At 64.9% G+C, this 25,256-nt stretch carries 25 protein-coding genes; 13 read left to right on the top strand and 12 right to left on the bottom strand.

Annotated elements, in window-relative coordinates; translation table 11 throughout:
* Positions 1-3: 3 nt before the first annotated feature.
* From TSO5_RS15815 to TSO5_RS15805, 3 genes are read left to right on the top strand one after another with little or no spacing between them, the layout of a single operon-like run.
* Complete coding sequence (locus tag TSO5_RS15815; RefSeq protein ID WP_109152432.1) at positions 4-1,206, top strand: acetyl-CoA C-acyltransferase; 1,203 nt, start codon at positions 4-6, stop codon at positions 1,204-1,206.
* Positions 1,207-1,244: 38 nt separating this feature from the next.
* Positions 1,245-1,691: a thioesterase family protein gene (locus tag TSO5_RS15810; RefSeq protein ID WP_085091632.1), complete on the top strand. Its 447-nt coding sequence runs from the start codon at positions 1,245-1,247 to the stop codon at positions 1,689-1,691.
* Between the two features lie 26 nt (positions 1,692-1,717).
* Complete coding sequence (locus TSO5_RS15805) at positions 1,718-2,872, top strand: iron-containing alcohol dehydrogenase (protein ID WP_109152431.1); 1,155 nt, start codon at positions 1,718-1,720, stop codon at positions 2,870-2,872.
* A gap of 188 nt (positions 2,873-3,060) precedes the next feature.
* On the opposite strand, the gene TSO5_RS15800 is transcribed toward TSO5_RS15805, so the two are convergent.
* From TSO5_RS15800 to TSO5_RS15750, 11 genes are all read right to left on the bottom strand, one after another.
* Positions 3,061-3,771 (bottom strand): IS6 family transposase, encoded by a 711-nt coding sequence (locus TSO5_RS15800; protein ID WP_109152430.1) that lies wholly within the window; start codon positions 3,769-3,771, stop codon positions 3,061-3,063.
* A gap of 454 nt (positions 3,772-4,225) precedes the next feature.
* The gene (locus tag TSO5_RS15795) at positions 4,226-5,161 is read right to left on the bottom strand and encodes an IS110 family transposase (protein WP_109152439.1); all 936 of its coding nucleotides are present in this window, start codon (positions 5,159-5,161) and stop codon (positions 4,226-4,228) included.
* Between the two features lie 361 nt (positions 5,162-5,522).
* A complete protein-coding gene (locus tag TSO5_RS15790) occupies positions 5,523-6,557 on the bottom strand; it encodes a nucleotidyl transferase AbiEii/AbiGii toxin family protein (RefSeq protein WP_098734997.1) in 1,035 nt (344 codons plus the stop codon).
* Positions 6,550-7,146, bottom strand: coding sequence for a DUF6088 family protein (locus tag TSO5_RS15785; RefSeq protein WP_098734998.1), 597 nt, complete (start codon positions 7,144-7,146; stop codon positions 6,550-6,552). The genes TSO5_RS15790 and TSO5_RS15785 overlap by 8 nt, the downstream gene beginning before the upstream one ends.
* 283 nt (positions 7,147-7,429) lie before the next feature.
* Positions 7,430-9,688: a zincin-like metallopeptidase domain-containing protein gene (locus TSO5_RS15780; RefSeq protein WP_098734999.1), complete on the bottom strand. Its 2,259-nt coding sequence runs from the start codon at positions 9,686-9,688 to the stop codon at positions 7,430-7,432.
* Positions 9,675-9,938, bottom strand: coding sequence for a hypothetical protein (locus tag TSO5_RS15775; RefSeq protein WP_244592235.1), 264 nt, complete (start codon positions 9,936-9,938; stop codon positions 9,675-9,677). Before TSO5_RS15775 ends, TSO5_RS15780 begins: the two co-directional genes overlap by 14 nt.
* Positions 9,889-10,503: a lytic transglycosylase domain-containing protein gene (locus tag TSO5_RS15770; protein ID WP_098735000.1), complete on the bottom strand. Its 615-nt coding sequence runs from the start codon at positions 10,501-10,503 to the stop codon at positions 9,889-9,891. The genes TSO5_RS15775 and TSO5_RS15770 overlap by 50 nt, the downstream gene beginning before the upstream one ends.
* Positions 10,500-11,039 (bottom strand): conjugative transfer signal peptidase TraF, encoded by a 540-nt coding sequence (traF, locus tag TSO5_RS15765; protein ID WP_146203743.1) that lies wholly within the window; start codon positions 11,037-11,039, stop codon positions 10,500-10,502. The genes TSO5_RS15770 and traF overlap by 4 nt, the downstream gene beginning before the upstream one ends.
* Positions 11,036-12,916: a type IV secretory system conjugative DNA transfer family protein gene (locus TSO5_RS15760; protein ID WP_098735002.1), complete on the bottom strand. Its 1,881-nt coding sequence runs from the start codon at positions 12,914-12,916 to the stop codon at positions 11,036-11,038. Before TSO5_RS15760 ends, traF begins: the two co-directional genes overlap by 4 nt.
* Positions 12,913-14,913 (bottom strand): TraI/MobA(P) family conjugative relaxase, encoded by a 2,001-nt coding sequence (gene traI, locus TSO5_RS15755; RefSeq protein ID WP_098735003.1) that lies wholly within the window; start codon positions 14,911-14,913, stop codon positions 12,913-12,915. Before traI ends, TSO5_RS15760 begins: the two co-directional genes overlap by 4 nt.
* Positions 14,910-15,260: a hypothetical protein gene (locus tag TSO5_RS15750; protein WP_098735004.1), complete on the bottom strand. Its 351-nt coding sequence runs from the start codon at positions 15,258-15,260 to the stop codon at positions 14,910-14,912. Before TSO5_RS15750 ends, traI begins: the two co-directional genes overlap by 4 nt.
* Before the next feature lie 348 nt (positions 15,261-15,608).
* On the opposite strand from TSO5_RS15750, the gene TSO5_RS15745 reads away from it, so the two are divergent.
* Genes TSO5_RS15745 through TSO5_RS15735 form a run of 3 tightly spaced genes read left to right on the top strand, consistent with a single transcriptional unit; the run spans position 15,609 to position 17,204 of the window.
* On the top strand, positions 15,609-15,983 hold the full coding sequence (locus TSO5_RS15745; RefSeq protein ID WP_098735005.1) for a hypothetical protein: 375 nt from the start codon (positions 15,609-15,611) through the stop codon (positions 15,981-15,983).
* Positions 15,984-15,993: 10 nt separating this feature from the next.
* Positions 15,994-16,767, top strand: coding sequence for a conjugal transfer protein TraL (locus TSO5_RS15740; protein ID WP_098735006.1), 774 nt, complete (start codon positions 15,994-15,996; stop codon positions 16,765-16,767).
* A gap of 5 nt (positions 16,768-16,772) precedes the next feature.
* The gene (locus TSO5_RS15735; RefSeq protein ID WP_098735007.1) at positions 16,773-17,204 is read left to right on the top strand and encodes a hypothetical protein; all 432 of its coding nucleotides are present in this window, start codon (positions 16,773-16,775) and stop codon (positions 17,202-17,204) included.
* Between the two features lie 356 nt (positions 17,205-17,560).
* Here TSO5_RS15735 and TSO5_RS15725 read toward each other — a convergent pair whose 3' ends face one another.
* Complete coding sequence (locus TSO5_RS15725; protein ID WP_158282422.1) at positions 17,561-17,776, bottom strand: helix-turn-helix transcriptional regulator; 216 nt, start codon at positions 17,774-17,776, stop codon at positions 17,561-17,563.
* 551 nt (positions 17,777-18,327) lie between these two features.
* Between TSO5_RS15725 and trbB the strand changes: the two genes are divergently transcribed.
* The 7 genes from trbB to trbL all read left to right on the top strand — a co-directional run bounded on the left by trbB (position 18,328) and on the right by trbL (position 25,233).
* The gene (gene trbB, locus TSO5_RS15720; protein WP_098735010.1) at positions 18,328-19,311 is read left to right on the top strand and encodes a P-type conjugative transfer ATPase TrbB; all 984 of its coding nucleotides are present in this window, start codon (positions 18,328-18,330) and stop codon (positions 19,309-19,311) included.
* 7 nt (positions 19,312-19,318) lie between these two features.
* Positions 19,319-19,684 (top strand): TrbC/VirB2 family protein, encoded by a 366-nt coding sequence (locus tag TSO5_RS15715; RefSeq protein ID WP_098735011.1) that lies wholly within the window; start codon positions 19,319-19,321, stop codon positions 19,682-19,684.
* A complete protein-coding gene (locus TSO5_RS15710) occupies positions 19,681-19,983 on the top strand; it encodes a conjugal transfer protein TrbD (RefSeq protein ID WP_247870785.1) in 303 nt (100 codons plus the stop codon). Before TSO5_RS15715 ends, TSO5_RS15710 begins: the two co-directional genes overlap by 4 nt.
* Before the next feature lie 9 nt (positions 19,984-19,992).
* On the top strand, positions 19,993-22,461 hold the full coding sequence (locus tag TSO5_RS15705; protein ID WP_109152429.1) for a transporter: 2,469 nt from the start codon (positions 19,993-19,995) through the stop codon (positions 22,459-22,461).
* Between the two features lie 10 nt (positions 22,462-22,471).
* On the top strand, positions 22,472-23,050 hold the full coding sequence (locus TSO5_RS15700) for a hypothetical protein (protein WP_109152428.1): 579 nt from the start codon (positions 22,472-22,474) through the stop codon (positions 23,048-23,050).
* A gap of 8 nt (positions 23,051-23,058) precedes the next feature.
* Positions 23,059-23,772: a hypothetical protein gene (locus TSO5_RS15695; protein WP_109152427.1), complete on the top strand. Its 714-nt coding sequence runs from the start codon at positions 23,059-23,061 to the stop codon at positions 23,770-23,772.
* Between the two features lie 207 nt (positions 23,773-23,979).
* Positions 23,980-25,233, top strand: coding sequence for a P-type conjugative transfer protein TrbL (gene trbL / locus TSO5_RS15690; RefSeq protein WP_109152426.1), 1,254 nt, complete (start codon positions 23,980-23,982; stop codon positions 25,231-25,233).
* Positions 25,234-25,256: the final 23 nt, after the last annotated feature.

The raw sequence follows: 25,256 nt of genomic DNA, 5'->3' as shown, positions 1-25,256 counted from the left end.
CCGGTGAGAGAAGCCGTCATCGTATCGACCGCCCGCACGGCCATCGGCAAGGCCTACCGCGGCGCCTTCAACGACACCCAGGCGCAGGCGCTGGGCGGGCACGCCATCGCCCATGCCGTCGCCCGCGCCGGGATCGATCCCGCCGAAATCGACGACGTGGTGATGGGGGCGGCGCTGCAGCAGGGCGCCACCCACATGAACATGGCCCGGCAATGCGCGCTGCGCGCCGGCTTGCCCACCTCGGTGGCGGCGCAGTCGGTGGACCGGCAATGCGCCTCCGGCCTGATGGCCATCGCCATCGCCGCCAAGCAGATCGTCGCCGACGGCATGACCGTGGCGGTCGGCGGCGGGCTGGAATCGCTGTCGCTGGTGCAGACCGACCGAATGAACGTCGAGCGCTGGCGCGATCCCTGGCTGGTCGAGCACCGCCCCGACGTCTACATGGCGATGATCGAGACGGCGGAGATCGTGGCGGCGCGCTACGGCGTGCCGCGCGAGGCGCAGGACGCCTACGCCGCCCGCTCCCAGGCCCGCACCGCCGAGGCGCAGGATGCCGGGCGTTTCGACGCGGAGATCGTGCCGCTCACCACCACCATGACCCGCTTCGACAAGGCGACCGGCGAGACCACTCGTCATACCGTCACGCTGGACCGTGACGAGAGCAACCGGCCGGACACCACGTTGGCCGGACTGTCGGCGCTGAAGCCGGTGTTCCGCGACGGCCAGCAGATCCGGGAAGGGCGCTTCGTCACCGCCGGCAACGCCTCGCAACTGTCGGACGGGGCGTCGGCCTGCGTTCTGATGGAGGCGTCGGAGGCCGAGCGGCGGGGCCTGCAGGCGCTCGGCATCTACCGGGGTATCGCCGTCGCCGGCTGCGACCCGGACGAGATGGGGATCGGCCCGGTCTTCGCGGTGCCGAAGCTGCTGAAGCAACATGGCCTGACCGTCGACGATATCGGGCTTTGGGAGTTGAACGAGGCCTTCGCCGCCCAGGTGATCCACTGCCGCGACCGGCTCGGCATTCCCGACGAGCGGCTGAACGTCAATGGCGGGGCCATCGCCGTCGGTCATCCCTATGGCATGTCGGGCGCCCGTCTGGTCGGCCACGCCCTGATCGAGGGCAAGCGCCGGGGTGTGCGCCATGTCGTCGTCACCATGTGTGTCGGTGGCGGCATGGGTGCCGCCGGCCTGTTCGAAGTCGCCTGAAGCCCCCGAAAACGAACCAGAGACAGGGAGGAACCCAAATGGACCGCAAGCACGACACCCGCGCCTCCTATCCCCATTTCCAGATCGTCCCGACCCGGTGGATGGACAACGACGCCTACGGCCATGTCAACAACGTGGTCTATTACAGCTATTTCGACACGGTGGTGAACCAGTACCTGATCGAGAACGGCGCGCTCGACATCGAGAACAGCCCGGTGATCGGGCTGGTGGTGGACACCGGCTGCAGCTATTACGCGCCGGTCAGCTTCCCCGACCGGGTCGAGGCCGGGCTGCGCGTGGCGCGGCTGGGCACCAGCAGCGTCCGCTACGAGGTCGGGCTGTTCCGCAACGACGACCCCACCCCGGCGGCCTGCGGCCATTTCGTGCATGTCTACGTCGACCGCGAGACGCGCCGCCCGGCGGCGCTGCCGGAGACGCTCCGCACGGTGCTCGGGCGGCTGGTCGCGCCGGCCGAAACCGCCTGAAACCCCGATCCGGTGAGGACCGAGACATGACGGACTTCGTGTTCGAAACCACGCCGAAGCTGGTGTGCGAGGCGGGGGCGGCGGCCCGGCTGGGCGCAATGGCGAAGGAGCTGGGTATCCGCCGCGCGCTGATCGTCACCGATGCCGGTCTGGTGGCGGCCGGCCTGCTGGAGCCGGTCGAGGCCGGCTTCAAGGCCGCCGGCACCGCCTGCGCCCTGTTCTCCGACGTGCTGGCCGACCCGCCGGAAGAGTCGGTGGCGCTGGCGGTGCGGGCGGCGCGCGAGGCCGGGGCAGACGGGGTGATCGGCTTCGGCGGCGGCAGCTCGCTCGACACCGCCAAGCTGGTCGCCCTGCTGGCCGGCACGCCGCAGGAGCTGCCGGACATCTACGGCATCGGCCTCGCCAAGGGGCCGCGGCTGCCGCTGATCCAGGTGCCGACCACCGCCGGCACGGGGTCGGAGGTGACGCCCATCGCCATCGTCACCACGCCCGCCAGCGAGAAGAAGGGGGTGGTTTCCAGCCTGCTCTATCCCGACCTTGCGGTGCTCGACGCCCATCTGACGCTGGGGCTGCCGCCGCGGGTCACCGCGATGACCGGCATCGACGCGATGGTCCACGCCATCGAGGCCTACACCACCCGCCACAAGAAGAACCCGCTGTCGGACAGCCTCGCGCTGCGGGCGCTGGCCCTGCTGGGCGGCAACATCCGCGCCGTCATCGCGGACGGGCGCGACGTCGCCGCCCGCGCGGCGATGCTCCAGGGCTCGCTGCTCGCCGGCATCGCCTTCGCCAACGCGCCGGTCGGGGCGGTCCACGCCCTGGCCTATCCGCTGGGCGGCCATTTCCACGTGCCGCACGGGCTGAGCAACGCGCTGATGCTCGGACCGGTGCTGGAGTTCAACCGGCCGGCCGCGGAGGGGCTTTATGCCGAACTCGCCCCGGCGATCCTGCCCGGCCGCTCCTTCGCCACGCCGGCCGGGGCGGCGGCGGCCTTCATCGACGCCATGCGCGATCTCGTCGCCGCCATGCCGATGGAGCAGCGGCTGGAACAGGTCGGCGTGCGGCGGGACGATCTGCCGATGCTGGCCGCCGACGCCATGAAGGTGCAGAGGCTTCTGGTCAACAATCCGCGCGATGTCCGCTACGAGGACGCCTTGGATCTCTACGGTCAGGCATGGTGAAGGGGCCGGGCTGATCGGGGAGTGGCGGGCGAGGGGGCCCGCCGAGCATCACGGCGGCCACCGGCTTCCGCCCGACCGTCCCGTCCCAGCCTGATTGTCCTGATTTTCGCGACGACGCATCCCGGTGGCATCGTCACATTAACTTGATCGAGACCAAGAAGGCGGCTGCAGCAGCCCGCCAACGCCCATCAGGCCATCTTGCGGACACACGTCTCCTGCTGCCAGACGGCGAAAGCGTTGGCTCGATAGGCCCGATATTCGGCGGCCGTCATAAGGTGCCGGCGCGGGTGGGAATGCTGGTGAATGGGGCCATGGGCGGAGAGAAACTGCTGGGCCTGCCGGGGTGACGTGAAGCGCTTCATCCGTCGCTCACGCAGCCGGGTCGGCTGGTGCGAGTTCTCAGCGCGATTGTTGAGATACCGGCTTTGCCGGTGCTCCACGCCGGGGATGATCTTCCCTTTGGCGGCGGCGTACGACTTCAGCTTGTCGGTTACGACGACGCGGGGCACGTAGCGCAACCCCGTCAACAGCTTCCTGAAGAAGCGCTTGGCCGCCTTGGTGTTGCGCCGGTTCTGCACCAGGATGTCGAGCACCACACCCTCCTGATCGACCGCGCGCCAGAGGTAGTGCTGGACACCATGGATCTTGATGAAGACCTCGTCCAAGTGCCAGCGGTCACCGGGCTGTGGGCGCCGGCGGCGCAGCCGGTTGGCAAAGGTCTGGGCGAACTTGCGGCACCAGCGCCGCACCGTTTCATAGGAAACCTCAACGCCGCGGTCGGCCAGGAGCAGTTCGACATCCCGAAAGCTGAGCGGGAATGTATGGTAGAGCCAAACCGCATGCGCGATCAGCTCGGCCGGGAAGCGGTGGCGGTAATGGGGATCGGGCTCACGTCTCATCCCGCCACTATGCCCAGTGCAACAGGAGCTCGCCAGCCCCGCGGTTTATGTGACAATGCCCAGTGGATGGTCGAGTGGTGACGATCCACAGCCTCGGCGATCGCCATCATCGGCATTGCGCATAGTTGATGTGATGGTGCTCGGAGAAATTAATCTGCAAGTAATGCTCACCCATCAGCGGTCACAACCGGTAAACCACTGCCATCACAAGAAACTCGCACTTCAGATTAGAACCTACCGCCTACAATATTAAAAACACATAATCTGTGTTATGGAAATAGAATCCGATCATGCGATATCGCATAGGTCTAAAAACGCAAAAGTTTCACGTCCTGGATCATTGACAATCAGGCCAAGGGAAGCGTTCGTCAAAGTTGATGATTATCAAGTGACCTCAACATCATCTCAACATCATGGGACCATGTTGCACGGAAGTGATGAGCAACTGTCTTGTTCATGTGTTGGTGGGAATGGCTGCCAGTGCGTCACGGACCCGAGCGTTGAGAATTGTCAGCATTTTGTGGATGACAGCGACGACAGCGACCTTTCCCGGCTTTCCGGCGGCTCTGAGGCGCTCGGAGAAGGCTTTGAGGGTTGGATCATATCGCATGGCGGTTAGTGCGGCCATGTAGAGTGCGTTGCGCAGTCCAAGGCGCCCACCGCGGATCATGCGCTTGGCGTCGCTCTTGCCGCTTTGGCGGGTGTAAGGGCACACCCCAACCAATGCGGCGATCTTTCGCCGGTCGAGCCTGCCCAGTTCAGGCAACTCGGCCAGCAGGGTGGCGACCGTGACCGGGCCGACTCCCTTGATCGAGTGGATCGGCTTGGTCACGGCGGTCCAGGCCGGATTGGCCTGGATCTGCTTGGCGATCTCGTCGCTGATCCGCTCGATCAGCGTTTCGAGCCGGGTCAGCAGGCCGCGCGTGGCACGGCGCAGGGAGGTGCTGGTCAAGCCACGCAGTTGATTGTCCAGCGCGGTCTTCTGCTCGATCAGCTGGCGGCGCCAGCGCACAGTCTCAGCCAGCCGCTCGGTGGCTTGGTCGAAGACCGCCGGGGTGGTGGTGAAGGTCTGGGCGAAGCGGGCGATGACGCGGGCGTCGATGGCGTCGGTCTTGGCGAACTGACCGGCGGCCTCGGCGAAGCGGCGCACGCGTACCGGATCGAGGATGGAGACGGTATAGCCCGCCTCGGCGAACTTGCGGGCGCAGCCCTTCTCGAAGCCACCGCTGGCCTCCAGGGCGATGGTGATCTGGGCCGGCTCGCCGTGGCGTTCCAGCCACGCCATCAGTTGTTTCCAGCCCTGCTCGGTGTTGTCCGCGCGCCAGGAAGCGTTGCCGGGCAGGAGATGGACATCGAGAGCGTCTTTGCTTACATCAATGCCGACAAATATGAGAAGAAGTGCCATTCTTCGGATCCCTTCCTTGCCTGTTCGGCGGTCGTGCCAGGCAACTGTTCGGGCGTGGAAGACGGCGGAGCGGTCCCAAGCTCATCCGCGGCCGGCCAGGGCCAAGGGTTTAGCGGGTGCCGCTCCACCCTGGGGGGTGGGGCATGCCCCACCCCCCAGGGCTTCTTCTCTAGCAAAATTCAAAGACACAAGGGCTGGAGATCACTCCGGCCCCACCGTCGGCCATGAGAATCGGACGGAGTTCGAGCGCCCAAGATCGATCGTGCGGTCAAGTACCGTGATGCCGACGGCAACCTCCGTTGTCTGCGCTGCATCAGAGCACAAGTACTGCTCCAGCTTAATCCCGCTATTTGTTTATTGTTTCTTGAAGCGTCTTGATTTTCGCAAGTATGTCATCAAAAGACGGAGGCTTTTCATCGAACATCATGGGTGCCATTGCTCTGTAGTCGGCGCGAAGGTCCTTGATCCTCGTCTCGTGCGGCAAGAGCTGCAGCGTTCCTGGGCGAGCGGTATCGTAATTGGCCCAGCCGGAGCGGAAGAACGTGGCTTTGTGCCTGGCGACCTGCGCGAGAAGCTCAAAGTCCCCAGCGGCGATTTTTCCGTCGCTGGTATCGAGGAGCATGGCGAGATCGTAATAGTGCCGTGAAAAATATTGTGGTGTCGGCGATCCAGCGGGCCTGTGAGCCTCGGCATGCAACGCCGTCGCTTTCTCCCAAAAGGTGCGTCGAGCGGATAGGACGACGACAGTGCTGTCCGAGTCTTCGAAGAAGTCAGGAAAATCGTCCGCTGCATAGGGCCGGATGATCCGCTCTTCAGTTGGCCAGGGGTCGCCGCGAGCGCCGAATTCGAGCTTCACGCGGGGAGTGATGTACCCCATGCTCCTGTATTCCGTCGCTGTGAGCGCGGTAGGATAGTGGAAGTTCAATGTTTGAGCGTCGGCGGCATCGATCTCCAATGCCCATTCGTCATTGGTCGGTTCGCCAAGCTGTTTGATGATTGCAATACGAAGCGCAGGAAGAAGATTTTCAGCGATGTACAACTCGACGTCGTGAGTTAGCTTGTCGATGAGCTGCCCCGCCTTCTTTCTACTTAGGCCTTCTTTCTCCGGATCTCGGTCCCCGGTGTAGCCGAGATCGGCCCGATCGAAAGACAGGTCGATATCTTCCGAGAAGCGACGGATGGCGTTGAAGGCCTTGGAGAGAGAGGTGCCGCCCTTGAACACGAGCGCCGCGGTATCGGCCGGTTGCTCAAAGAGACGGCGCAGTGTCCAGCAGACCCAAAAATCTTTCTCAATGATGGTATCCGCGACGCCGCGAGACGCGCCGGTCTCCCCGAATAGGGCGGCACGATCTTGGGCGGGAAGTAGAGCGACCTTATCCATCAGCCTCACCTGACGACACGGTGTTTGCGATAGACACGAGCGTCGGCCGCATCCATGCAGGCGCCTGAACGGCTGTAGACGCAAGCGTCTTCTTATCCTTGGCAGAAAGGTGACGAGCCGCAACCTGCTCAACGTCGGCGGCACGGAAGACCCCGACATGACGCAAGGCTTGGACCACGGTGCCGGCCGCACTTCCCGGCGCGATGAGGTGCTTGGGCGAAGCGTGCCGAAGATCGACGACGCGCTTGCCCAGCACAACCCGACGGGAGGGGCCATTAGTGAGGTAGGTACTCTTTGCCGGAACCTGCGTCGACAGACCGAGCTCATTGGCTGCACGAGCACCAGCGACCTGCACTTGCGAACCCGTCTCCCGCGCCAATGCGTGGGCCACATCATCCGGTGCCGGTGAAAGAGGGCCGAGCTTCGGATGAATCTTGGGAAAGTCGTATAGCCCCCGCGCCAGACGACGAAGCTGACCGCTCTTGGCCAGCCGCGAAAGCGCCTGATCGATCGCCGACCGTCCTGCCACGTCCAAGAAGTCGCTCGGCGTGAAAACGCCACCACGCCCGCGGGCACGGGCGCGTTTCATGATCCGATCAGGAACCGATGTGGCTGTAGCTTTCATATGTCAGAAAATAGGCTATTTTTTCCTGACATTCAAGAGGTGGTCGGTTATGTGGAGCGTGCCCTGCTATCCCGCCAATGTGCAGGGTAGAGGCCGGATGGTGTGAACCAAAATCCAAGTCTGGGGCATTGCTTTGCGCCCTATTACGTTGATGTTGCTGAGAAATCTACTTTGGTCGCGTTGGCAGCAGATCAAACGGATCCGCATTGCACCATCCAGCCGAGCAATCAAATCCAGCGTTTCGGCATCATCTCCTGCTGCTCCGTGCTTTACGGCGTTGGGCGTCATACTCAACCTGGGTCAGCCGCCTGCCGTCTCCTTGGCGCAAACCTCGCTCATCGACCTGCGCCTGGGTGCCGCGCGCCTGCGCCAGGTCGGCTGCCATGCGCTGCCGCTCGCCCCGCGCCAGTCCGGCCGACACCTGTTCGACCAGCTCTCCCCTACCCTGCGAGCGTGCCAGATCGTTCCAGTCGGTGCCGCGGTCATTCGGTCGGAAGGTCGGCAGCAACATCGTCCCTCCAACCCTGGCCGCCGCGTCCTCGGCCTTCTCCCGCCCGACGTTCGGCTTGCCCTGGCGCTCCTTGACGTGGTCGTTGTCGCCGGCGATCACCAGCGGCTTGTCCGGATAACGCTGGCGCAGCGCCTCGGCCACCGGCCCAAGATTGCCGGCGTTGAAGGCCACCGCCACGGCCAACCCGGTTTCCCGGTGCAGCGTCGCCGCGGTGGCATAGCCCTCCGCCACCAGCACCGACTTTGAGGTCGCGGCATCCCCGATCAGGAAGTGCCCGCCTTGGGTGCGTGCCTCCTTCTGAAAGCTCTTGCGCCCCTCGGCGGTGATCGCCTGCACCGACATCACCTTGCCATCCATGTCCCGGATCGGCACCAGCAGGTTCCCCTCGCGGTCCTGGCGCAACCCGTAGGACGGCACATCCTTGGACCGCAGATAGGGATGATCGTCAGTCGCCGGCTCGGCCTGGGCAAGCCGTGCCTCGGCGGCGTTGGCCGCCCGCTCCTGCACCAGCTCGCGCTCCTGCGCGCGGGTCTGCCGGCGCTGGGCCGCCTCCGCCGTCAGCCGGGCCCGGTCCACCGCTGTGGCGGCCTGCACCCGGCCTGGCGCCTTCCAATTCCGCTCCATCCCCGTCTTGTGGTTCTTGATGTAGCCGGCCGGATGCCCATCGGTGTGGCCGACATAGGCGCCGCTGCGCTCGCCTGGCTTGTCGCCCTCCACCTTCACCCGCCGCATCTGCCCATCCATCTCCGGCGGCCCGTCCAGGCGCAAGCCCGCCTCCCGCAAGGCGGCGGCGAACTCGGCGCGGGGATCGCAGCCGGCGTCCACATGCAGATCGGTATGCCCCGGCCGCCATTTCTCCAGCGGCGCCAGATCGACACCGGGCGGCGCATACCACGCCTTCTGCTCGCGGTCCCACCGTGCGCCCAGCCCCTTCGCCTCGTCCTTTTCCGCATAGGGCACCGCCAGATAGACCCGCTCGTCGGCCGTCTGCATTGCCACAGCCTGCGTCTCTGTGATGAGCACCGGCATCTTGACCTGCACCCCCTCGTCCTGGCCCTGCGCCGGCACCGAGGTTTGGTCGGGGCCCTGATCCTGGCTAAGTTGCTGCCCCAGCCCGTTGAGGTGCTTCACGATCTTCTCGGCGTCGGCCGCCGCGCGGAAAATCTCACGCGGGTCCTCCTGCAGGGCTTCGATCCACGAGCCGATGTAGGCGACGTGCTGGCCGGGGTCGTGGCCGATTTCAAGCTGCTGCCCCAGCACCATCGAGGCGATTTCCGCCCGCAATTCCTCCCTCGCGTATCCCGCCGAGCCGAACGGGTGCGACAGGTCGCGGTCCAGGCGGGAGCTGTGTCCGGTCCAATGCCCCTTCTCGTGGAGCGCCGTCGCATAGAAGCCGTCGGCGCTCGGAAACTGCGAGCGCTCCGGCAGCACGATGTGGTCCCATACTGGACTGTAGAAGGCGCGGTTGCCGCCTTCATGGAGGATCTTCGGATCGCCGGCCGACAGCAGGCGCTCCGCTTGCTCCTGCCGCTGCCACTCCGGCAGCGCCGGCTTCGCCTCAGCCGCCGGCAGCCCGTCAACCTGAGCTGCATTGAACACCACGGCGGAGAGAACGCGGGGCCGCTCATAGCGCACCATCTGCTTGAGCGGCTGGCCGTCCTCGCCGGTTACCGGCTTGCCGTCCTGCCCCAGCACCGGCTCCAGGCCCTGCCATTTCCAATACTGGACGCGGGTGCCCGTCTCCCCCTTACGCACCTGGCCATCAAAGCTTTGGGCTTGGTTGTAGGTCATCCAGCGCGGATCGCCGTAGCCCCTGGCCTGCCCCACCGCCATCAGCCACAGGGTGTTGGCGCCGCGATAGTCGTTGCCGGTGGTTGGGTTGTAGGGCAGGTGCCGCTCGCCCGGCTTCCACGGCTTGATCCAGGGCGCCGTTCCCTCCTTGAGCTGGTTGATGATGGTGTCTGCGACAGTCTGGACGAACTCATTCGACGCCATGGCCGTGGCCCTCCAGCGCGTCGCCTAAGTCGGCGTTCGACTCCCAAGCGGCCGCCTCGGTCAGCGCGGTTTCCTCGAACGCGCCCAGCGCCTCGGCCTCGTCGGGATCGACCTCGACCACCACCCCTGGCGTGCCGAAGTCCGACAGGCTGGTGGAGAGGATCGCGTCCTGCTGGATGCGGGTCGGTGCCTGTTCGGCGTCATTGGCGGCCGGGGGCAGAGCCCCGGCGGTCAAGCTGCTGTTGGACATTGGTCGTCCTCCGGTAAGCCGTGGTTTCGACGTGATACGGATCGGCCGGCACCGCCTTGGGCGCCGGCTGGGGGAAGGGCTGGCGCGGCGCTGCCGCGTCGCCCGAAGCTGCACCGGCCGCAAGCGTCACGCCCCCGCCGTAGTAGCGGGCGACATAGCCGTTGCGGAACCCGCGCTCGAAACTGCCGGTGTTGTAGGCGCTGAGCGCGGCCTTCAACGCCTCCTGGCCGGGGCCGTGGCGCTCGATCGCCCGCCCATAGTTGGCGGTCAGGATCGCCGCCCCGGCTTTCAGGTTGGTGCAGGGGTCGAACATCTGCTCGACCGTGTAGCCGAGCCTCGGCAGGTTGGCCGAGTTCACCTGCATAAGGCCGAGATCGACCGTGTGGCCGGCGGCCAGTGCCGAACTGGCCAACTTCACCGCGTCGGCCACATCGATGGCCGGCCGCGCCAGCGTGGCGCCGTTGATGTTGATTGCCAGGGGATTGCCCCCGCTCTCCACCCGGATGATCTCCTGCACGGTCTGCGGCGCCACGTCCGGCGCGCAGGCAAGAATGAGGTCGATCATGACGCCCCCTGCACAAGGATGGGCCGCGCGGTGCCCTGGATGCTCTCCAGCGGCAGCGCCCCGAAATAGCGGCTGTCGAAGGAAGCCGGGTGATGGGAGGACACCACCCACACGGTGCCGGCCTCGACCCGGTAGCGGCCGGGCGGTAGCACCGGCATCGGCCGGCCGGCGCCGTCTGTGGCGAGCGGCCGGCTGTTCACCAGCAGCACGCCGTTCACCCGCACCCCCTCGGCTGTCAGCACTACCTCGTCGCCGGCCTGGGCGACGATAGGCTTGAACAGCGGTTGATAGCCGCCGGGGCAGGACCCCGCCGGCACATAGCCGCGCTCGCGCGCCAGCCGGAATGGTTCGCTGTTGGGCGGGCAGAACTCGACCACCACGCTGAGAGTCACGGCGCCGGCCGCATCGACCCGCCACAGCCCGACCGGCAGGGATGGCGTGGCGTTGATCCGCCAGCCGGCCGTGCCGGCGGTGGTGGTCGCCACCGTGGTCAGGATGGCGGCGCACCATACTCCCATGGCAAAGCGCCGGCTCACAGCACGAACGCCTTGCCCGGTGCCGGGCCGCGCAATCGGTCGGTCGGCGGAGCTGGGACCTTGGCCCGGTCGGCGAAGACCGGATCGCGGAAGTAGAGACTCTGCGTACCATAGACCGGGGCATGGCCGGCGGTGAACACCAGCACGTCGCCCGGCTCGCTGATCCGGCCGGTCTCGTCCTTCACCGGGGCTTTCAGCCGCATCACCTCGTCGGGCGTCAGCAGCGGCCGGCTCACCTCGTGATAGGAGCGTGTCACGGTCTGCAAGACGGCGCCGAAGCGCGACCCGCTGGTGGAGATGTCTTCTTTCACAATCGTCGTGGTGCCGGTCATCTTCGACAGCCATTCGGCCGTCTCGACCTTGTTCGGCGCGTAGGCCACCCGGACATGGCAACTGGACAGAATGCTCTCGTCTTTGCCGTAGAGGCTCCACAGCTGCGCCACGTCCTGAACGATCACATACGCCTTGATGCCGTAGCCGGTGATGAAGGACAGCGCCTCTTGGAAGACCTCCAGCTTGCCGAAGCTGGCGAACTCGTCCAGCAGCAGCAGCAAACGGTGCTTATGAAGCGCCTGCTCCTGGCCGTCGACGAAGGTCATTTCGTCGCGCACCAGCACCCGGACGATCTGGTTGATGACCAGCCGCATCAGCGGTTTCAGCCGGTCCTTGTCGGCGGGGCGGACAACCAGGTAGAGCGACACCGGCCGCTCATGGTCCATCAGATCGCCGACCATGAAATCACTGCGCCCGGTATTCTGCTCCACCAGCGGATCGCGGTAGAGGCTCAAGAAACGCCGTGCGGTCGAGAGGATCGAGGCGCGTTCCTCGTCCTCGGTGTTCAGCATGTCGCGGGCCGCTGCCGCCACCACCGGATGGGCCACCGCCTCGCTGGCCCCCGCCTTCCACAGATGCCGGTTCTCCAGCATCTCCTCGTACAGCTCGATCACCGGCCGCTCTGGATCGGACAGGGCCTGCGCCACCGCCGGCAGGGTGACCGCCCGCCCGTCCTTGGCTTCCTTGTAGCTGAGATGAATGATGACCCCGGTCAGCAGCGCATGCGCCGATGCCGCCCAGTGGTCCAACTGCCCGGTGCCCTGGGGGTCAACCATGATGGTGACGACGTTCTGCACGTCGCCCACCTCGTAGAGCGTGCCGAAGCGGATTTCCGCCAGCGGGTTGAAGGCAACGCTGCCCTCGGCCGCCGCCGGATCGAACTTCATCACCACATGGCCCTGCGCCTTGCGCCAGCCCGCCGACATCGCCCACAGCTCGCCCTTCATGTCGTGGGCCACGACGCTGTGCGGCCAGGACAGCAGGGTGGGGACCACCAGCCCGACGCCCTTGCCGGATCGCGGTGGCGCGATGGCGGCGATGTGCTCCGGCCCGTTGTGCCGCAGGTAATGCAGCCGGCCGGTCGCCGGATCAGTCCAGCCGCCGACATAGACGCCGGCACCCGGCTTGTCCGCCGCCGGCAACAGCCCGCTGCGCTCCACCTCGCTGCGGCCCGCCCAATGGGCGGTGCCATGCACGCCCTCATGCCGGGTGGCGCTGCGCGTCGCGAAACCAACGGCCAGCACAGTGGTCAGGATGCTGGCGCCCAAGCCGCCGAGAAAGCCTAGATTGGCTGTGTCGAACACCTCCTTGGCGTTCCAGTACCAGTCCATCTGCCAGCGGAACCACGCCCATGGCGGATAGACCACCCCAATCACTGGCTCCCCCAGCGCCGGGTGATAGCCGAGACTCTGCGCCACATATTGGGTGCAGACGCTCGACAGCCCGACCGCCGTCCCGGCCAGCAGCAGCGGCCCGAACAGCCGCACCCATGATCGCTTGCGCTTGGGCTGGAGGGTCGGACTTAAGGGACCGGCCGTCGTCATCGCTTGCGCCCTCTCGATGGGGATAGGAAGCGGCCCCGGCTGTCCAGCTCGACCGTCTGCCCCAGCTGCCATGTGCTCGCCTTGGCGGCTTGGGCGGGGGTGACCGGCTTGACCAGCGTCTCGCCGCCTCGATGCAGCAGCACCACCTCGGCACCGTCTTGCAACCTACGGCGGCCTTGGTAGACCACCGGGCCGGCGTCCTTCGCCGTCCACAGGCGCGTATAGTCTATCGACGTTACGCTCTCCCTCCTATTGTTCCGGCGGGAGATGAAGTCGGTAACGGATGTAGATCCTTCGGCCTGGGTCATAGGCTGAGCCATTCGAGTGCGCTCCCGCTCGAGCTCAGGATCGGCAAAGCGCACTTCCAACCCCTTCACCGCCGCGAGCTGCGCCACCTGCGTCTTAAAGGCGTCGGTGCCTTCGACCACCAGGGCTTGGCCGCGGAAGCGATCGTCGGCCAGCGACAGGGCGAGGAAGGCCGCCCCGGCGGTGACCTCGGTCACCCGCACCTGGGCTGCCTCGTCGCTGACCACCCCGCCATCCTCGACCCGGTAGACCAGCGCGCCGTCCTTGCCGGCCTTCGGGCGCAGCCGTTCATAGACGATGTGCCGGGCCACATCGGCGTCGGCAGCGGTCAGCAGGGTCTCCGCCATGCGGCGCTGCCGGCGGGACCGGCTGCGCAGCACCGCCACCGCGCCCTCATTGCCCCGGCTGGCTTCTGCCGTCAGGAACTCCTGCCACGTCGGCAAACCCTGCTCTGCCGCACCCTGGCGCTGCCGGCTTCGCTCCTGCCGCCACGCAGCCGCATCGGCCCGGCGCTGATGCGCCAGCATCGCGTAGGCATGGCGGCGCTCGGCCGCCGTCAGCACCGGACTGCGCTTGATCTCCGCCCGCCGTGCCGCATACCACGCCGCCAGTTCCTTGGCGTGGTCCGCCTGAGCTTGCCGAAGGGCCGCCCGCTGAGCGGCCCGTGCCTTGAGCAGCGCCTCCCTCTGTGCCTGGTACTCTTGGTACAGCGCTTCACTGTTGCCATGGCGGTGCAGCGGCACTCTCTGGTAGCCGCGCCCTGGGTGCGCGGAATCGCCCGCCGGCGCCGATGTGATAAAACGGGCGGCGTCCGCGCCTCCTTGCAAACTGGCACCGTTCGGCCGGCGCTGGGCCGCCATTGGGGGCGGCTCGTAAGCGCCCAGCCGCCTGGTCAACGATTTGGCCGACAGGCTGCGGTCGACACTGCTCGCCTTCACGCCGAGCCCTGTTGCCTCCTGCACGATGGCCAGACCGGCACCCTTGGGACGGATCGCCAGCCCGTAGCGCTCCAGCACCGCGTGCAGCTCGCCCCAGCTCGCCGCCTTGGCTGCCCCCTCCACCAGCTCGGCGCCGGCGGTCTCTTTCACCCACCGCAGGAACGACGCCACACCGGAATGCGCCTCCATGTCGCCCGGCCGGCCGGGCAGCGTCGAGCCATCCATTGGATGGAGCTGAAGGCCATGCTTTTGCTCCAGCGCCCGGCACAGCCGGAACAGAGTCGGGTGGTCGTAGAACGGCTCGACGCACCGCAGAGTGCGGGGATGCACCCGGTTGATCGCGATGTGAATGTGGAAGTGCTGGGTGTTGCTGTGGGCGGCGCTGATCCGCTGATGCTCGGCATAACCGATGCCGGCGCACAACGTGTCCTCGATGTCCTCCAGCAGGGCCCTGGTTGGCACCTCCCCCTCGGGGAAGCTGACGATCAGGTGATAGGTCTTGTCGCCCTTCGCCCGCTTGTTGCGCTCCTGTGTCACCAGGATCTCGCGGATCGCCCACCCCGGTTCGTCACTGGTGCAGTTGGTGATGCGCGACCACGCCAGCTTTTCCCCGCCGCCCTCGACGTCCAGAATGTAGTCCGCCGTCCGTGTCCATAACTGCGCCGCCGCCTCGGTCTTGGCCGCCAGAATATAACGACCCAGTCTTGCAAAATCGGACGTCGCCTTGGTGCGCTTGACCCGCTTGGCGATCATAATCGCGTCACCGCATGGCGAAGCTCGTCCTGGGTATCCTTGATGTGTCCCAGCAGCTCGCGCACGTCGGCAACCGCGGCCCCCCGCCCTGGTGTGTCGGTCAGCCACAACTTTAAGAGGCCGCCCAACCGCCCCAAGTCGGCGTTCACTTTTATCAGCCGCTCCACTGCATCGAGGTCCACCACGCTACGCGGCTGGTGCCCCAGCCCGACACTGCGCAGATAGGCCGACACCGACAATCCGGCCGCTTCAGCCTGCGCCTCAATCCGCACCCGCTCGGCCGCATTCACCCATACCTTCAATGGCCGCTGCCGGTCGCGGGTCTCACCCGCAGTCAGTGCTGTCATGGGGGTTTCTCTCCTGGCGTTCAAAGCGGCGGCAGCCGCCGTATGCCTCGCAGAGCAAGATCAGCGTCGAGCCCAAAGGGCGAGTAAGCGCGGGTGGTGTAGGCCTGCACGGCTTTGCCGTGTAGGCCTACACCACATATCTTGCCAACCAAAACTCTGCGAAACTCTGCAATAGTCTGCAAGTCTCTGCGACGGTCTATCCCACCTGAGTCTCAATCGCAAAGATTTGCAGAGCCTCTAAAACCTTCGCAATGGTTCGCAGAGTTTCGCAGTCTATACCGTCGGAGAGTTTGCGGAACTCTTCGAAACTTTGCGAGACTCGGGCCTCAGTAGCCGCTGAGAGAGCCGATGATGGACAAGCCGGACAGTGCCGGCCCTGCGCGCCACTGGGGCGCCGGCCGAATCGCCTTCCTGACCATCCTTGAACCCGTTCGCAAGGACGTGACCCAGGGTTACCCGCTGACGGTGATCCACCAGCGTTACGCCGCCAGTCTGGGTGTCAGCTACTCAAGCTTCGCCCGCTATGTGCAACGCTACATCACTGAGGTGGACACTGCAGAAAGTCGGCGACGAAAGAGCGACAGGGACGTGACCGCTCCTCCCAATAAGGCCGACCTACCCGCGTCCCCTACGCCGCGGCCGCCCTCCGATCCGAACGCCGGTCCCATGATCCGTCATTTTACATACAATCCTCGCGCGAAAAACCCCGAGGACCTGATTTAAGGAGTCACCGATGACGACAAAGGTCAAACAGGCCACTGATGAGCTCGCAGCGTTACCCCAATCGCCTTCCCAAATTCACATGACACTCCAGGGAAAAGGGGGTGTCGGAAAGTCAATGGTCTCGTCCTTCCTAGCACAATACCTCATCACCCATAACCGGCCCGTCACCTGCATCGACACCGATCCCGTCAACGACACTCTCTCGGGCTACGGAGCCCTCAACGCCCACCGCCTCGACCTCCTCCAGGGCAATCAGATCAACACCCGTAACTTCGACACCATGATCGAGCTGCTGGTGTCAGAGGACGCCAGCGTCGTGGTCGACAATGGTGCCGCCTCCTTTCTGCCCCTCACCAGCTATATGCTCGAGAACGGCGTTGCCGACCTCCTGGCCGCTTCAAGAAGGCAGCTCGTCATCCATACCGTCGTCACTGGCGGTCAGGCCATCATGGATACCCTTACCGGCTTTGATCAGCTCGCCCGCCAGCTTCCCGAAAGCGCCCAGATGGTGGTGTGGCTCAACGAGTATTTCGGCGACATCGTCGCCGACGGAAAGAACTTCGAAGAAATGAAGACATACCAGTTCAACAAGCATCTGGTAAAAGGGCTGGTAAAGATCAAACGCTACACCGGAGAGACCTTCGGCAAGGACATGGAGATGATGCTGGATCGCAAGCTCACATTTGATGAGGCAGTCAGCAGCCCCGATTTTGGCCTGATGGCAAAGCAACGTCTGACGATGATGAAACGTGATATTTTCAATCAGATCGCTCTTGTCGTCTGACCGCCATGGACGTCCAACGCTTAATCGGGGAGGTTGCCAAGCGGCACAACGTACTGCTCGGCCCCTCTGACCCGATCCTCGTCACACTCACCCTCAACGAGCTGGTGTTATCCAGCTACGTAGAGCGGCTGAATGCGGTATTAGAGCAGGCTGAGGATCGGACGGCTGCGGGATCGGCTCAGCAGATCGCCGCAGCTCGTGAGTTGGCAGGCAAGCTAGTCACCGAAACTGGAGGCTACGTGGCCGGGCAGGTTGAGGAAGCCGGGAAGGCCGTCCAGGCGCAGCTTCTCGCCTCACTCGGCCGGCAGGTGCAGGCAGCACAGGAAGCTGCCGAGCAGGCGGCCATGGCCCGCCGGACGGCTCTCTACGCCGCCTTGGTGGCTGTGGGGGCCGTGTGTTGCCTCTTCGGCCTTCTGGTGGGAGCCATCGCCTTTTAGCGAATCTGTCTCCGAATGTTTCACCCGACGCTCACCGATCGGTCTAACGCCAGGGCACAATGAATTATGGTTCTAGCAGCTCGTGTAATGGCTTTCCAACGACCCGCGCCAGCAAAGACATATAGCTCAAACTTGGCGAGTGCAGTGATCTTTCGAGAAAGCTGAGGTAGGTCTGGCTTATACCTGTCAACCTCATGATATCATACTGAGAAAGGCCTGCCTCCAGCCGGGCTTTCTTGAAATTTCTTGCGAATGTTAGGAGCTCTGGCGGCGCAGTCTCTTCAGTGACGCGCTGCTTATGAGTTTTGCGCGGGGTACGGGACTTTTTGCCTTCTTCCGTCACAGCTTGACGACCATCACTTCGTTGGTGAAGGCTTGAGAAGCTCGTGCAGAGGTCTGCCCACCACACGTGCCAGCAAAGCCATGTGGGTCAAGCTCGGGTCAACAACCGCACGCTCCACTTCCGAAACATAAGCCTGGGAAATGCCGATTCTTTTGGTGATGTCGGTTTGTGTCAGTCCTGCAGCGAGGCGGGCCTGTTTAAAATTATGAGCAAAGATCAACAGCTCCACCGGTTTGTCTTTGTGGGACATCCGACGTTTGGGAAGAGCTGGCTCTGGCTTTTCTTCTGGTCCGGTCAAGTCTTTTGCCCGCGCCTACTATTCTGTCACGGTGAGCATCACAACAAGCTGGCTGAGCAGGTAGTTCTGTATCACAACCGGCTTGAGAAGCTCGTTCACTCAAACTTTCGATGAACGTTGTAAGACGCGTAACTGCACAAAACCCCAATATTGCGGCCTGTTTGTTAGGAACGTCACGTCCCACTCCCTGCCCAATTAGCTACACTGCCGTGTTCTCGCTTCCACAGTACTGTGGCAATTTTGGAATTCAAGCCGCTTGCGCTTAAACCCGTATACTCAAACGGCATACCCAAATATGCGCGCATTTTGTGAAACAATGCGTGTGCGGACTCCTCTGTGGCGGTCCTGTCCTTTTGACGGTACAACCTTACCACGACCATTGATGGGTCTTCCTATGCCCTTTTAGCCGTTCTTAGATGATTATGTCGGGGCTATAGTGGCTGCCGCAGGAGAGAACGAAACGGCGACACCATGAGGTGCCAATGAGTGTGACCACTGCCGCCTCGTTCCAACAGGAACACGACCGTCGCGTGCAAGAGAAGCTACGCCGTGAGCTTGGCCCTCTGGTGTGCGGTTTTCTGGCCGAACCGGATGTCGTGGAAATCACGCTGAACCCGGACGGCCGGCTGTGGGTCGAGCGCCTGGGGCAGGAGATGATGCCGGTTGGCACCATGTCGGCCAGCCAGGCGGAATCCCTGATGACCACGGTGGCCGCAGCTTTGCGCACCACCATCACCCGCGACAATCCTATTCTCGAATGCGAGCTGCCCTTTGACGGCTCCCGGTTCGAGGCCCTTATTCCACCAGTCGCTGCCGCTCCCACCTTCGCCATTCGCCGCAAGGCGTCGCGCGTCTTCACGCTCGACGAGTATGTCGAGCGCAGCATCATGACCGAGTGCCAGCGGGCGGTGCTGGTGGAGGCCGTCGCTTCCCGCCGCAACATCCTGGTGGTCGGCGGCACCGGCACCGGCAAGACGACGCTGACCAACGCCCTCATCAAGGAAATCGAACTTGCCACCCCGCACCACCGGCTGATCATCATCGAGGACACGGTGGAGCTTCAATGCAGCGCGCCCAACGCGGTGCCGCTGCGCGCCACCGAGCATGTCAGCATGCTGCGCCTTCTCAAGGCCACCATGCGGTTGCGTCCCGATCGCATTCTGGTCGGTGAGACCCGCGGTCCGGAGGCCCTGGCCCTTCTGAAAGCCTGGAACACCGGCCATCCCGGCGGCGTCGCCACCGTCCACTCCAACACCAGCGACAGCGTCGGCACCGCCGGCCTGGTCCGCCTGGAAAGCCTGATTGCCGAAGCAACCCCGACGCCGATGCACACGCTGATCGCCGAGGCGGTCAACCTGGTGGTGAACATCGAAAAGACCTCGTCTAGCCCCGGCCGGCGCATCGCCGCCGTTCTCGCCGTCGAGGGGTTCGACGGCAGCAATTACGTCCTGTCACAACTCGGATAAAGCCCCCATGCGCAATCCCCTCTTACGCGGCGTCTCAGCCGCCACCCTGACGGCTGCCCTCACGGTTCTGCTGACTGCTCCCCAACCGGCGCTCGCTGCTGGCGGTGGTGGCGGCGGGCTTCCCTGGGAAGCGCCGCTCCAGACCTTCGTCAACTCGCTGACCGGGCCGGTCGCCTTTGCCATCTCGCTGCTCGGCATCGTCGTCTGCGGCGCCATGTTGATCTGGGGCGGTGAAATCAACGAGTTCGCCCGCCGCTTCGTCATGCTGGTGCTGGTGGTCGCCCTGCTGGTCTTCGCCACCAACATCCTGACCCAGCTTTTCGGCGTTGGCGCGGTGATCGCCGCGGCCGGCGCCGGGGTGGTGCTGGCGTGAGCGGCGGCGCCACCAGCGGGCTGCGTCGGACGGAGTTCCGCCGGGCGCTGCACCGGGCCAACCTGCTGATGGGCGGCGAGCGCGAGTTGGTGATGTTCACGGCCCTGGTGGCCGTCGGCCTGATCCTGACGGCACAGAACTGGATCGCCACGGCGGTCGGTCTCAGCGTCTGGTTCGGCCTGATCGGCTTTCTGCGCACGATGGCGAAGGCCGATCCCCGGCTCAGCCACGTCTACACCCGCCACCTCCAATACCAAGCCTACTACCCGGCCCGGTCGCGGCCCGCCCGCGACCGATAAGGAGGGGCCATGCTGGCTCTCAAGACCTATCGCGACAAGGCCAGGGGCGTGCCCGATTTGCTCGACTGGGCCGCCTTGGTCGACGACGGGATCGTCCTCGGCAAGAGCGGTGCCCTGCTCGCCGGCTTCTATTACCGAGGGCCGGACACCGCCTCCTCGACCTACGACGAGCGCAACTATGTGACGGAGCGGGTCAACGCCGCCCTTGCCCGGCTGGGAAGCGGCTGGGTCAGCTGGTTCGAAGCCGCCCGCCTGCCCTCGGCCGGCTATCCGTCGACCGAGGCGTCGGCGTTCCCCGATCCAGTCAGCCGCCTGATCGAGGCGGAGCGCCGCCGCCAGTTCACCACCCACGGCGCGCACTACGAGTCCGACTATGCCCTGGTGGTGCAATACACCCCGCCGCTGCGGCGCAACACCAAGATTCAGGATTACCTGTGGGATGAGGATCCGACCGCCGCGCCGCAGTCGCCGGCTGACCAGACGCTTGCGGCTTTCAGCAAGGCGCTCGACGATCTGGAAGACGCGCTCGGCACCGTGCTGACGGTGCGCCGCATGACCAGCTACACCCATGTCTGCGCCCACGACCGCGAGCACCTGCGCGACGAGCTGGTCGACTATCTGCATTTCTGCCTGACCGGCGACGACACCCCGCTCAACATCCCGCCGGACGGGATGTATCTCGACGCGGTGATTGGCGGGCGCGAGCTGTGGACCGGCGACACCCCGCGCATCGGCGACCGCTACATCGCCTGTGTCTCGCTCGAAGGCTTCCCCGGCGCCTCCCATCCCAACGTCCTCGACGTGCTGGAACATCTGCCGGTGGCCTATCGCTGGTCCTCGCGCTTCATCCATCTCGACCAGCACGAGGCGGTGTCCCACCTCCACCGCTACCGCCGCAAATGGAAGCAGAAGGTGCGGGGCTTCTGGTCCCAGGTCTTCCGCACCCAGGGCGGCGTCATCAACGAGGACGCCCTGCTGATGGCCGGTGAGGCCGAAGCGGCGATCACCGACGCCAGCTCGGCGCTGGTGACCTTCGGCTACTACACCCCGGTCATCGTGCTGATGGGCAAGGACCGCGACCGGCTGCTCGACAGCGCCCGACTGGTGTCGCGCGAGGTGCAACGCCTCGGCTTCGCCTGCCGGCTGGAGACGATCAACGCCGTGGAGGCGTGGCTGGGCACGCTTCCCGGCCATCCCCACCCCAACGTCCGCCGGCCGCTGATCCACACCCTCAACCTCGCCGACCTCCTGCCGCTCGCCAGCGTGTGGGCCGGGCTGGATGCCGCTCCCTGTCCCTTCTATCCGGAAGGCTCACCGCCGCTTTTGTACGGGTCCGCCCCCGGATCGACGCCGTTTCGGCTCAATTTGCACGTTGGCGACGTTGGGCATACCCTGGTCTTCGGCCCGACCGGCGCCGGCAAATCCACTCTGCTCGGCACGGTGGCGGCCCAGTTCCGCCGCTATCCCGGCGCCACCGTGGTGGCCTTCGACAAGGGCCGCTCCATGCAGGCCCTGGCGCTCGCCTGCGGCGGCGCTCACCACGACATCGCCGGCGAGGCCAGCCGGCTCTCTTTCGCCCCGCTCGCCGCGCTCGACACCGCCGGGGATCTCGCCTGGGCGGAAGACTGGATCGAGTCCTGCTACCAGCTCCAGAGCGGCATGCCGCCGACCCCAGCCCAGCGCGAGGAAATCCACCGCGCCATGCGGCTGCTGAGCCAGGAAAAGGGCCCGGAGGAACGCTCCCTGACCGACTTCCTGCTGACGGTGCAGGACGAAAAGCTGCGCTCGGCCCTGACGCCCTACACGATCAGCGGCCCCCTCGGCCATCTGCTCGACAGCACCCGCGACGGGCTGGGCGAGGACGCCTTCACCGTCTTTGAGATCGAGGAGCTGATGGGCATGGGCGAGAAGAGCCTCATCCCAGTCCTGCTCTACCTGTTCCGCCGGTTTGAGAAGTCCCTGCACGGCCAGCCGGCGCTTCTGCTGTTGGACGAGGCCTGGGTCATGCTCGGGCACCCGGTGTTCCGCGAGAAAATCCGGGAATGGCTGAAGGTGCTGCGCAAGGCCAACTGCGCCGTCGTGCTCGCCACGCAAAGCCTGTCGGATGCGGTGCGCTCGGGCCTGCTCGACGTGCTGTTGGAGTCTTGTCCCACCAAGCTGCTGCTGCCCAACGAAGAGGCCGACAAGGGCGGCACGCCACAGGTGCCGGGGCCGCGCGACCTCTATACCGCCATCGGGCTGAACGAGGTGCAGATCGGCATCCTCAAGACCGCGGCCAAGAAGCGCGACTACTACTACCTGTCGCCGGAAGGCCGCCGGCTGTTCTCGCTCGCTCTCGGGCCGGTGGCCCTCGCCTTCGTCGGCGTCTCCGACAAGGAAAGCGTGGTGCAGGTGCGCGAGCTGGCCGCCGACCATGGCGCCGACTGGCCCTTCCAGTGGCTGCAGAAGAAAGGGGTGCGCTATGACTACCTGCTGTAAAGGCGTCCCTGTGGCCGGGGCACTGTTGGCCGGCCTCGCCCTGCTGCCGGCGCCGGCCAAGGCGGACGACTGGGGCTGTCAGGTCCTGCTCTGCATAAGCAACCCCGGCGGGCCGACGCAGTTTGCGGAATGCGTTCCGCCGATTGAGCGGCTGTGGCGGCATCTGCGCCGCGGCGGCAGCTTCCCGACCTGCGACATGGCCGGCTCGCCGGAAAGCGGCGGCTCCTATGTCCAGCAGGTGTTCGACCCCTACGACCTCTGCCCTGCCGGTCTCCAGCCGGCGCCGGCCGGACAGTGGGTCGTCAGCCGCTCGCAGCTTGGACTCTTACCACTTGGGGGCCTGCCGGCCGATGGGGACCCCGCACAATCGGCCCAGTCGGAAGCGTCGATCACCAGCGACCACGGCGGCGGCCTGGGGCCACGGGCCTGTGTCGGCTCACTGATGGGCACCACCGACCAGCGCGGCTCCGACGATGAGCGGATCACCGTCTATGTCTACGACGCCGTGCACTGGCTGCAACCGAAGTCGCCGCAAGCCTTCGACGTCTACATCGACTCCCGGCTCTTCCATCGCGTCCGCATGCAATAGGTGCCCCGATGCGCAAGCCCCTCTCCGCCATCCTGCTGTCCGCCCTGGTGTTCCACACCCTGCCGGCGCACGCGCAAGGCATCCCGGTGATCGACGTGTCGGCTATCGCCCAGATGATCACCCAAGTTGCCAATCAGATGGAGCAGATCAGCAATCAGGTTCAGATGATCGAGAACCAGGCCCGCTCGCTCCAGACGCTGGGCGGCGGCAGCTTCGGCGAGCTGAACGGCAACCTTAGCCAGCAGGTGGGCCAGCTCAACGCGGTGATGAACCGGGTTCAGGGGATCGGCTACCAGCTCGGCGGCATCGAACAGGAATTTAATCAGCTCTTCCCGACAGGGACGAACTGGCAGTCGGTGCCGACGCAAGACGTGGCGCCCTATTACCAGCGCTGGTCCAGTCAGCTGCAGGACGCCTCGCGCACAGCGATGGACAGCCAGGGCGTGGTGCGCAACGTCCAGCGCAACGTCTCGGCCGCACAAGGCATCCTGGCCGACGCGCAAGCCTCGGACGGCGAGGTGCGCCAGCTCCAGGCGACCAACGAGATGCTGGCGCTGCTGGCGACCCAGCTCGGCGACATGACCATGACCATGGCGACCACCGGCCGGGTCACCGCGAGTGCGGCGGCGGCAGCGCAAACACGCTCTGATGCTCAAACTGAGCTTCTGCGCCGCTTCACCGCCCCTGCCACTGTGCCAACTGGTGATGGCAAAGCTTTTTGAAGGGAAAATGGAATGCTTCAAGTAAAGACGTCTGTCGCTATTCTCATTCTCGTGAGTTCAATCGCCGGATCTGCGGTCATCACACACATCGTAACCCGCTACAGCGTAAGCGTTTCCTGCGCCACGGCTGAGTCGCCTCCACTGCGACGGTTCCCAGTGGGCCCAACGGTAAATTCCAACGATGGCAAGGCATTCTAAAGGGAGGGTATGATGCGGCTGAGGACAGTCCTTCAATGTCTTGTTATCGCAGCCTGCTGTGCCGTCATTCTGACAGCGGGTGATGCTCTAGCGCAGGTAGCCAATAACACTCTGGATGAAATCACAACCCTGTATCAAGAGAGGTCTGCTGCTTGGCAAGCAACTTTGCGGAATGCTGCTCTCAATCTCTTTTGGTTGTTAGCAGCAATTGAGTTTACCTGGGCAGCCATCCGTCTTGTGCTGCGAGGCGCCGATTTTGGCGAGTGGTTGACAGAGGTCGTAAATCAATTCCTTTTCATCGGCTTCTTCCTGACCCTGTTACTCAACTCGGCCGATTATGCCCAAGCGATTGTCGATAGCTTCCGGCAAGCCGCCAATCAGGCGAGTGCGGCTAGCGGCGGTTCGCAACAGATTACGCCATCGAACATTTTTGAAGTTGGTTTGAACCTTGCCACCCGTATCGTCGACCAAGTTTCGCTCTTTTCTCCCGGAGATAGCGCTGGGTATGTACTGGCTGCCCTTATCGTACTCATTTGTTTTGCTCTGATCGCTGCTTTTTTGATTTTGGCTCTGGTGGAGAGCTACATCGTCATCTCGGCCGGCGTTCTGCTGATGGGCTTCGGTGGCTCACGCTGGACCAAGGATTATGCCGTCAAGATCATGGTCTACGCCGTGGCGGTCGGCGCCAAGCTGTTCGTCCTCCAACTGCTCGTCGGGCTTGGGCAAGCGATGATTCGGAGCTGGGAAGCCCGGCTCGTCAACAATACTTCCGACATCTTTGTCATCGTCGGCTCCGGTGTTGTCATGCTGGCAATCACCAAGGTGGTGCCGGACATGGTGCAGAGCCTCGTGAACGGCACTGCCCCCAGCGGTGGCGGGGCCTTGATTGGAGCTACCGCCGCTGTTGGCGGCGCAGTGGCTGGTGTAGCAGCAGGTGCGGCCGGCGCCGGGATGGCGGTCGGCGGCGCCTCCAAGCTTGCCAGTGCCCAGCTCGCCAGCTCTGGCCTGTCCTCGTCCCCTCCGCCGGCGTTTGCCGCCCGTATGGCCGCCCGCGCCGCCGGCAATCTCGGCCAAGCGGCGGTGCAGGACGTGGGCCGCCGCCTGTCCGGCCGCCACCACGGCACCATGGGCGGGCGCATGGGCGAGAGCATGATCCACAAGGCCCGCGAGCTGCGGGCCGCTGCCGAAAAGCCACAGGCTCCGCAAGCCCCCCAGCAGGCACAGCCGCCGGCCCAATCCGACAACGTGATCCGCCCCGAATAGGCGTTCGGTTTTGAACGCCAAGG

This window comes from Azospirillum sp. TSO5 (genome assembly GCF_003116065.1).
GTDB lineage: Bacteria > Pseudomonadota > Alphaproteobacteria > Azospirillales > Azospirillaceae > Azospirillum.
Note: the sequence above shows the minus strand (reverse complement) of the source record. Positions and strands in the feature narration are given on the sequence as shown.

Excerpts from the sequence above, each read along its gene's own strand:
- TSO5_RS15810 (WP_085091632.1), top strand. The coding sequence starts at position 1,245 with ATGGACCGCAAGCACGACACCCGCGCCTCCTATCCCCATTTCCAGATC.
- TSO5_RS15805 (WP_109152431.1), top strand. The coding sequence starts at position 1,718 with ATGACGGACTTCGTGTTCGAAACCACGCCGAAGCTGGTGTGCGAGGCG.
- TSO5_RS15800 (WP_109152430.1), bottom strand. The coding sequence starts at position 3,771 with ATGAGACGTGAGCCCGATCCCCATTACCGCCACCGCTTCCCGGCCGAG.
- TSO5_RS15790 (WP_098734997.1), bottom strand. The coding sequence starts at position 6,557 with ATGGATAAGGTCGCTCTACTTCCCGCCCAAGATCGTGCCGCCCTATTC.
- TSO5_RS15785 (WP_098734998.1), bottom strand. The coding sequence starts at position 7,146 with ATGAAACGCGCCCGTGCCCGCGGGCGTGGTGGCGTTTTCACGCCGAGC.
- TSO5_RS15780 (WP_098734999.1), bottom strand. The coding sequence starts at position 9,688 with ATGGCGTCGAATGAGTTCGTCCAGACTGTCGCAGACACCATCATCAAC.
- TSO5_RS15775 (WP_244592235.1), bottom strand. The coding sequence starts at position 9,938 with ATGTCCAACAGCAGCTTGACCGCCGGGGCTCTGCCCCCGGCCGCCAAT.
- TSO5_RS15770 (WP_098735000.1), bottom strand. The coding sequence starts at position 10,503 with ATGATCGACCTCATTCTTGCCTGCGCGCCGGACGTGGCGCCGCAGACC.
- TSO5_RS15760 (WP_098735002.1), bottom strand. The coding sequence starts at position 12,916 with ATGACGACGGCCGGTCCCTTAAGTCCGACCCTCCAGCCCAAGCGCAAG.
- traI (WP_098735003.1), bottom strand. The coding sequence starts at position 14,913 with ATGATCGCCAAGCGGGTCAAGCGCACCAAGGCGACGTCCGATTTTGCA.
- TSO5_RS15750 (WP_098735004.1), bottom strand. The coding sequence starts at position 15,260 with ATGACAGCACTGACTGCGGGTGAGACCCGCGACCGGCAGCGGCCATTG.
- TSO5_RS15745 (WP_098735005.1), top strand. The coding sequence starts at position 15,609 with ATGATGGACAAGCCGGACAGTGCCGGCCCTGCGCGCCACTGGGGCGCC.
- TSO5_RS15740 (WP_098735006.1), top strand. The coding sequence starts at position 15,994 with ATGACGACAAAGGTCAAACAGGCCACTGATGAGCTCGCAGCGTTACCC.
- TSO5_RS15735 (WP_098735007.1), top strand. The coding sequence starts at position 16,773 with ATGGACGTCCAACGCTTAATCGGGGAGGTTGCCAAGCGGCACAACGTA.
- trbB (WP_098735010.1), top strand. The coding sequence starts at position 18,328 with ATGAGTGTGACCACTGCCGCCTCGTTCCAACAGGAACACGACCGTCGC.
- TSO5_RS15715 (WP_098735011.1), top strand. The coding sequence starts at position 19,319 with ATGCGCAATCCCCTCTTACGCGGCGTCTCAGCCGCCACCCTGACGGCT.
- TSO5_RS15705 (WP_109152429.1), top strand. The coding sequence starts at position 19,993 with ATGCTGGCTCTCAAGACCTATCGCGACAAGGCCAGGGGCGTGCCCGAT.
- TSO5_RS15695 (WP_109152427.1), top strand. The coding sequence starts at position 23,059 with ATGCGCAAGCCCCTCTCCGCCATCCTGCTGTCCGCCCTGGTGTTCCAC.
- trbL (WP_109152426.1), top strand. The coding sequence starts at position 23,980 with ATGATGCGGCTGAGGACAGTCCTTCAATGTCTTGTTATCGCAGCCTGC.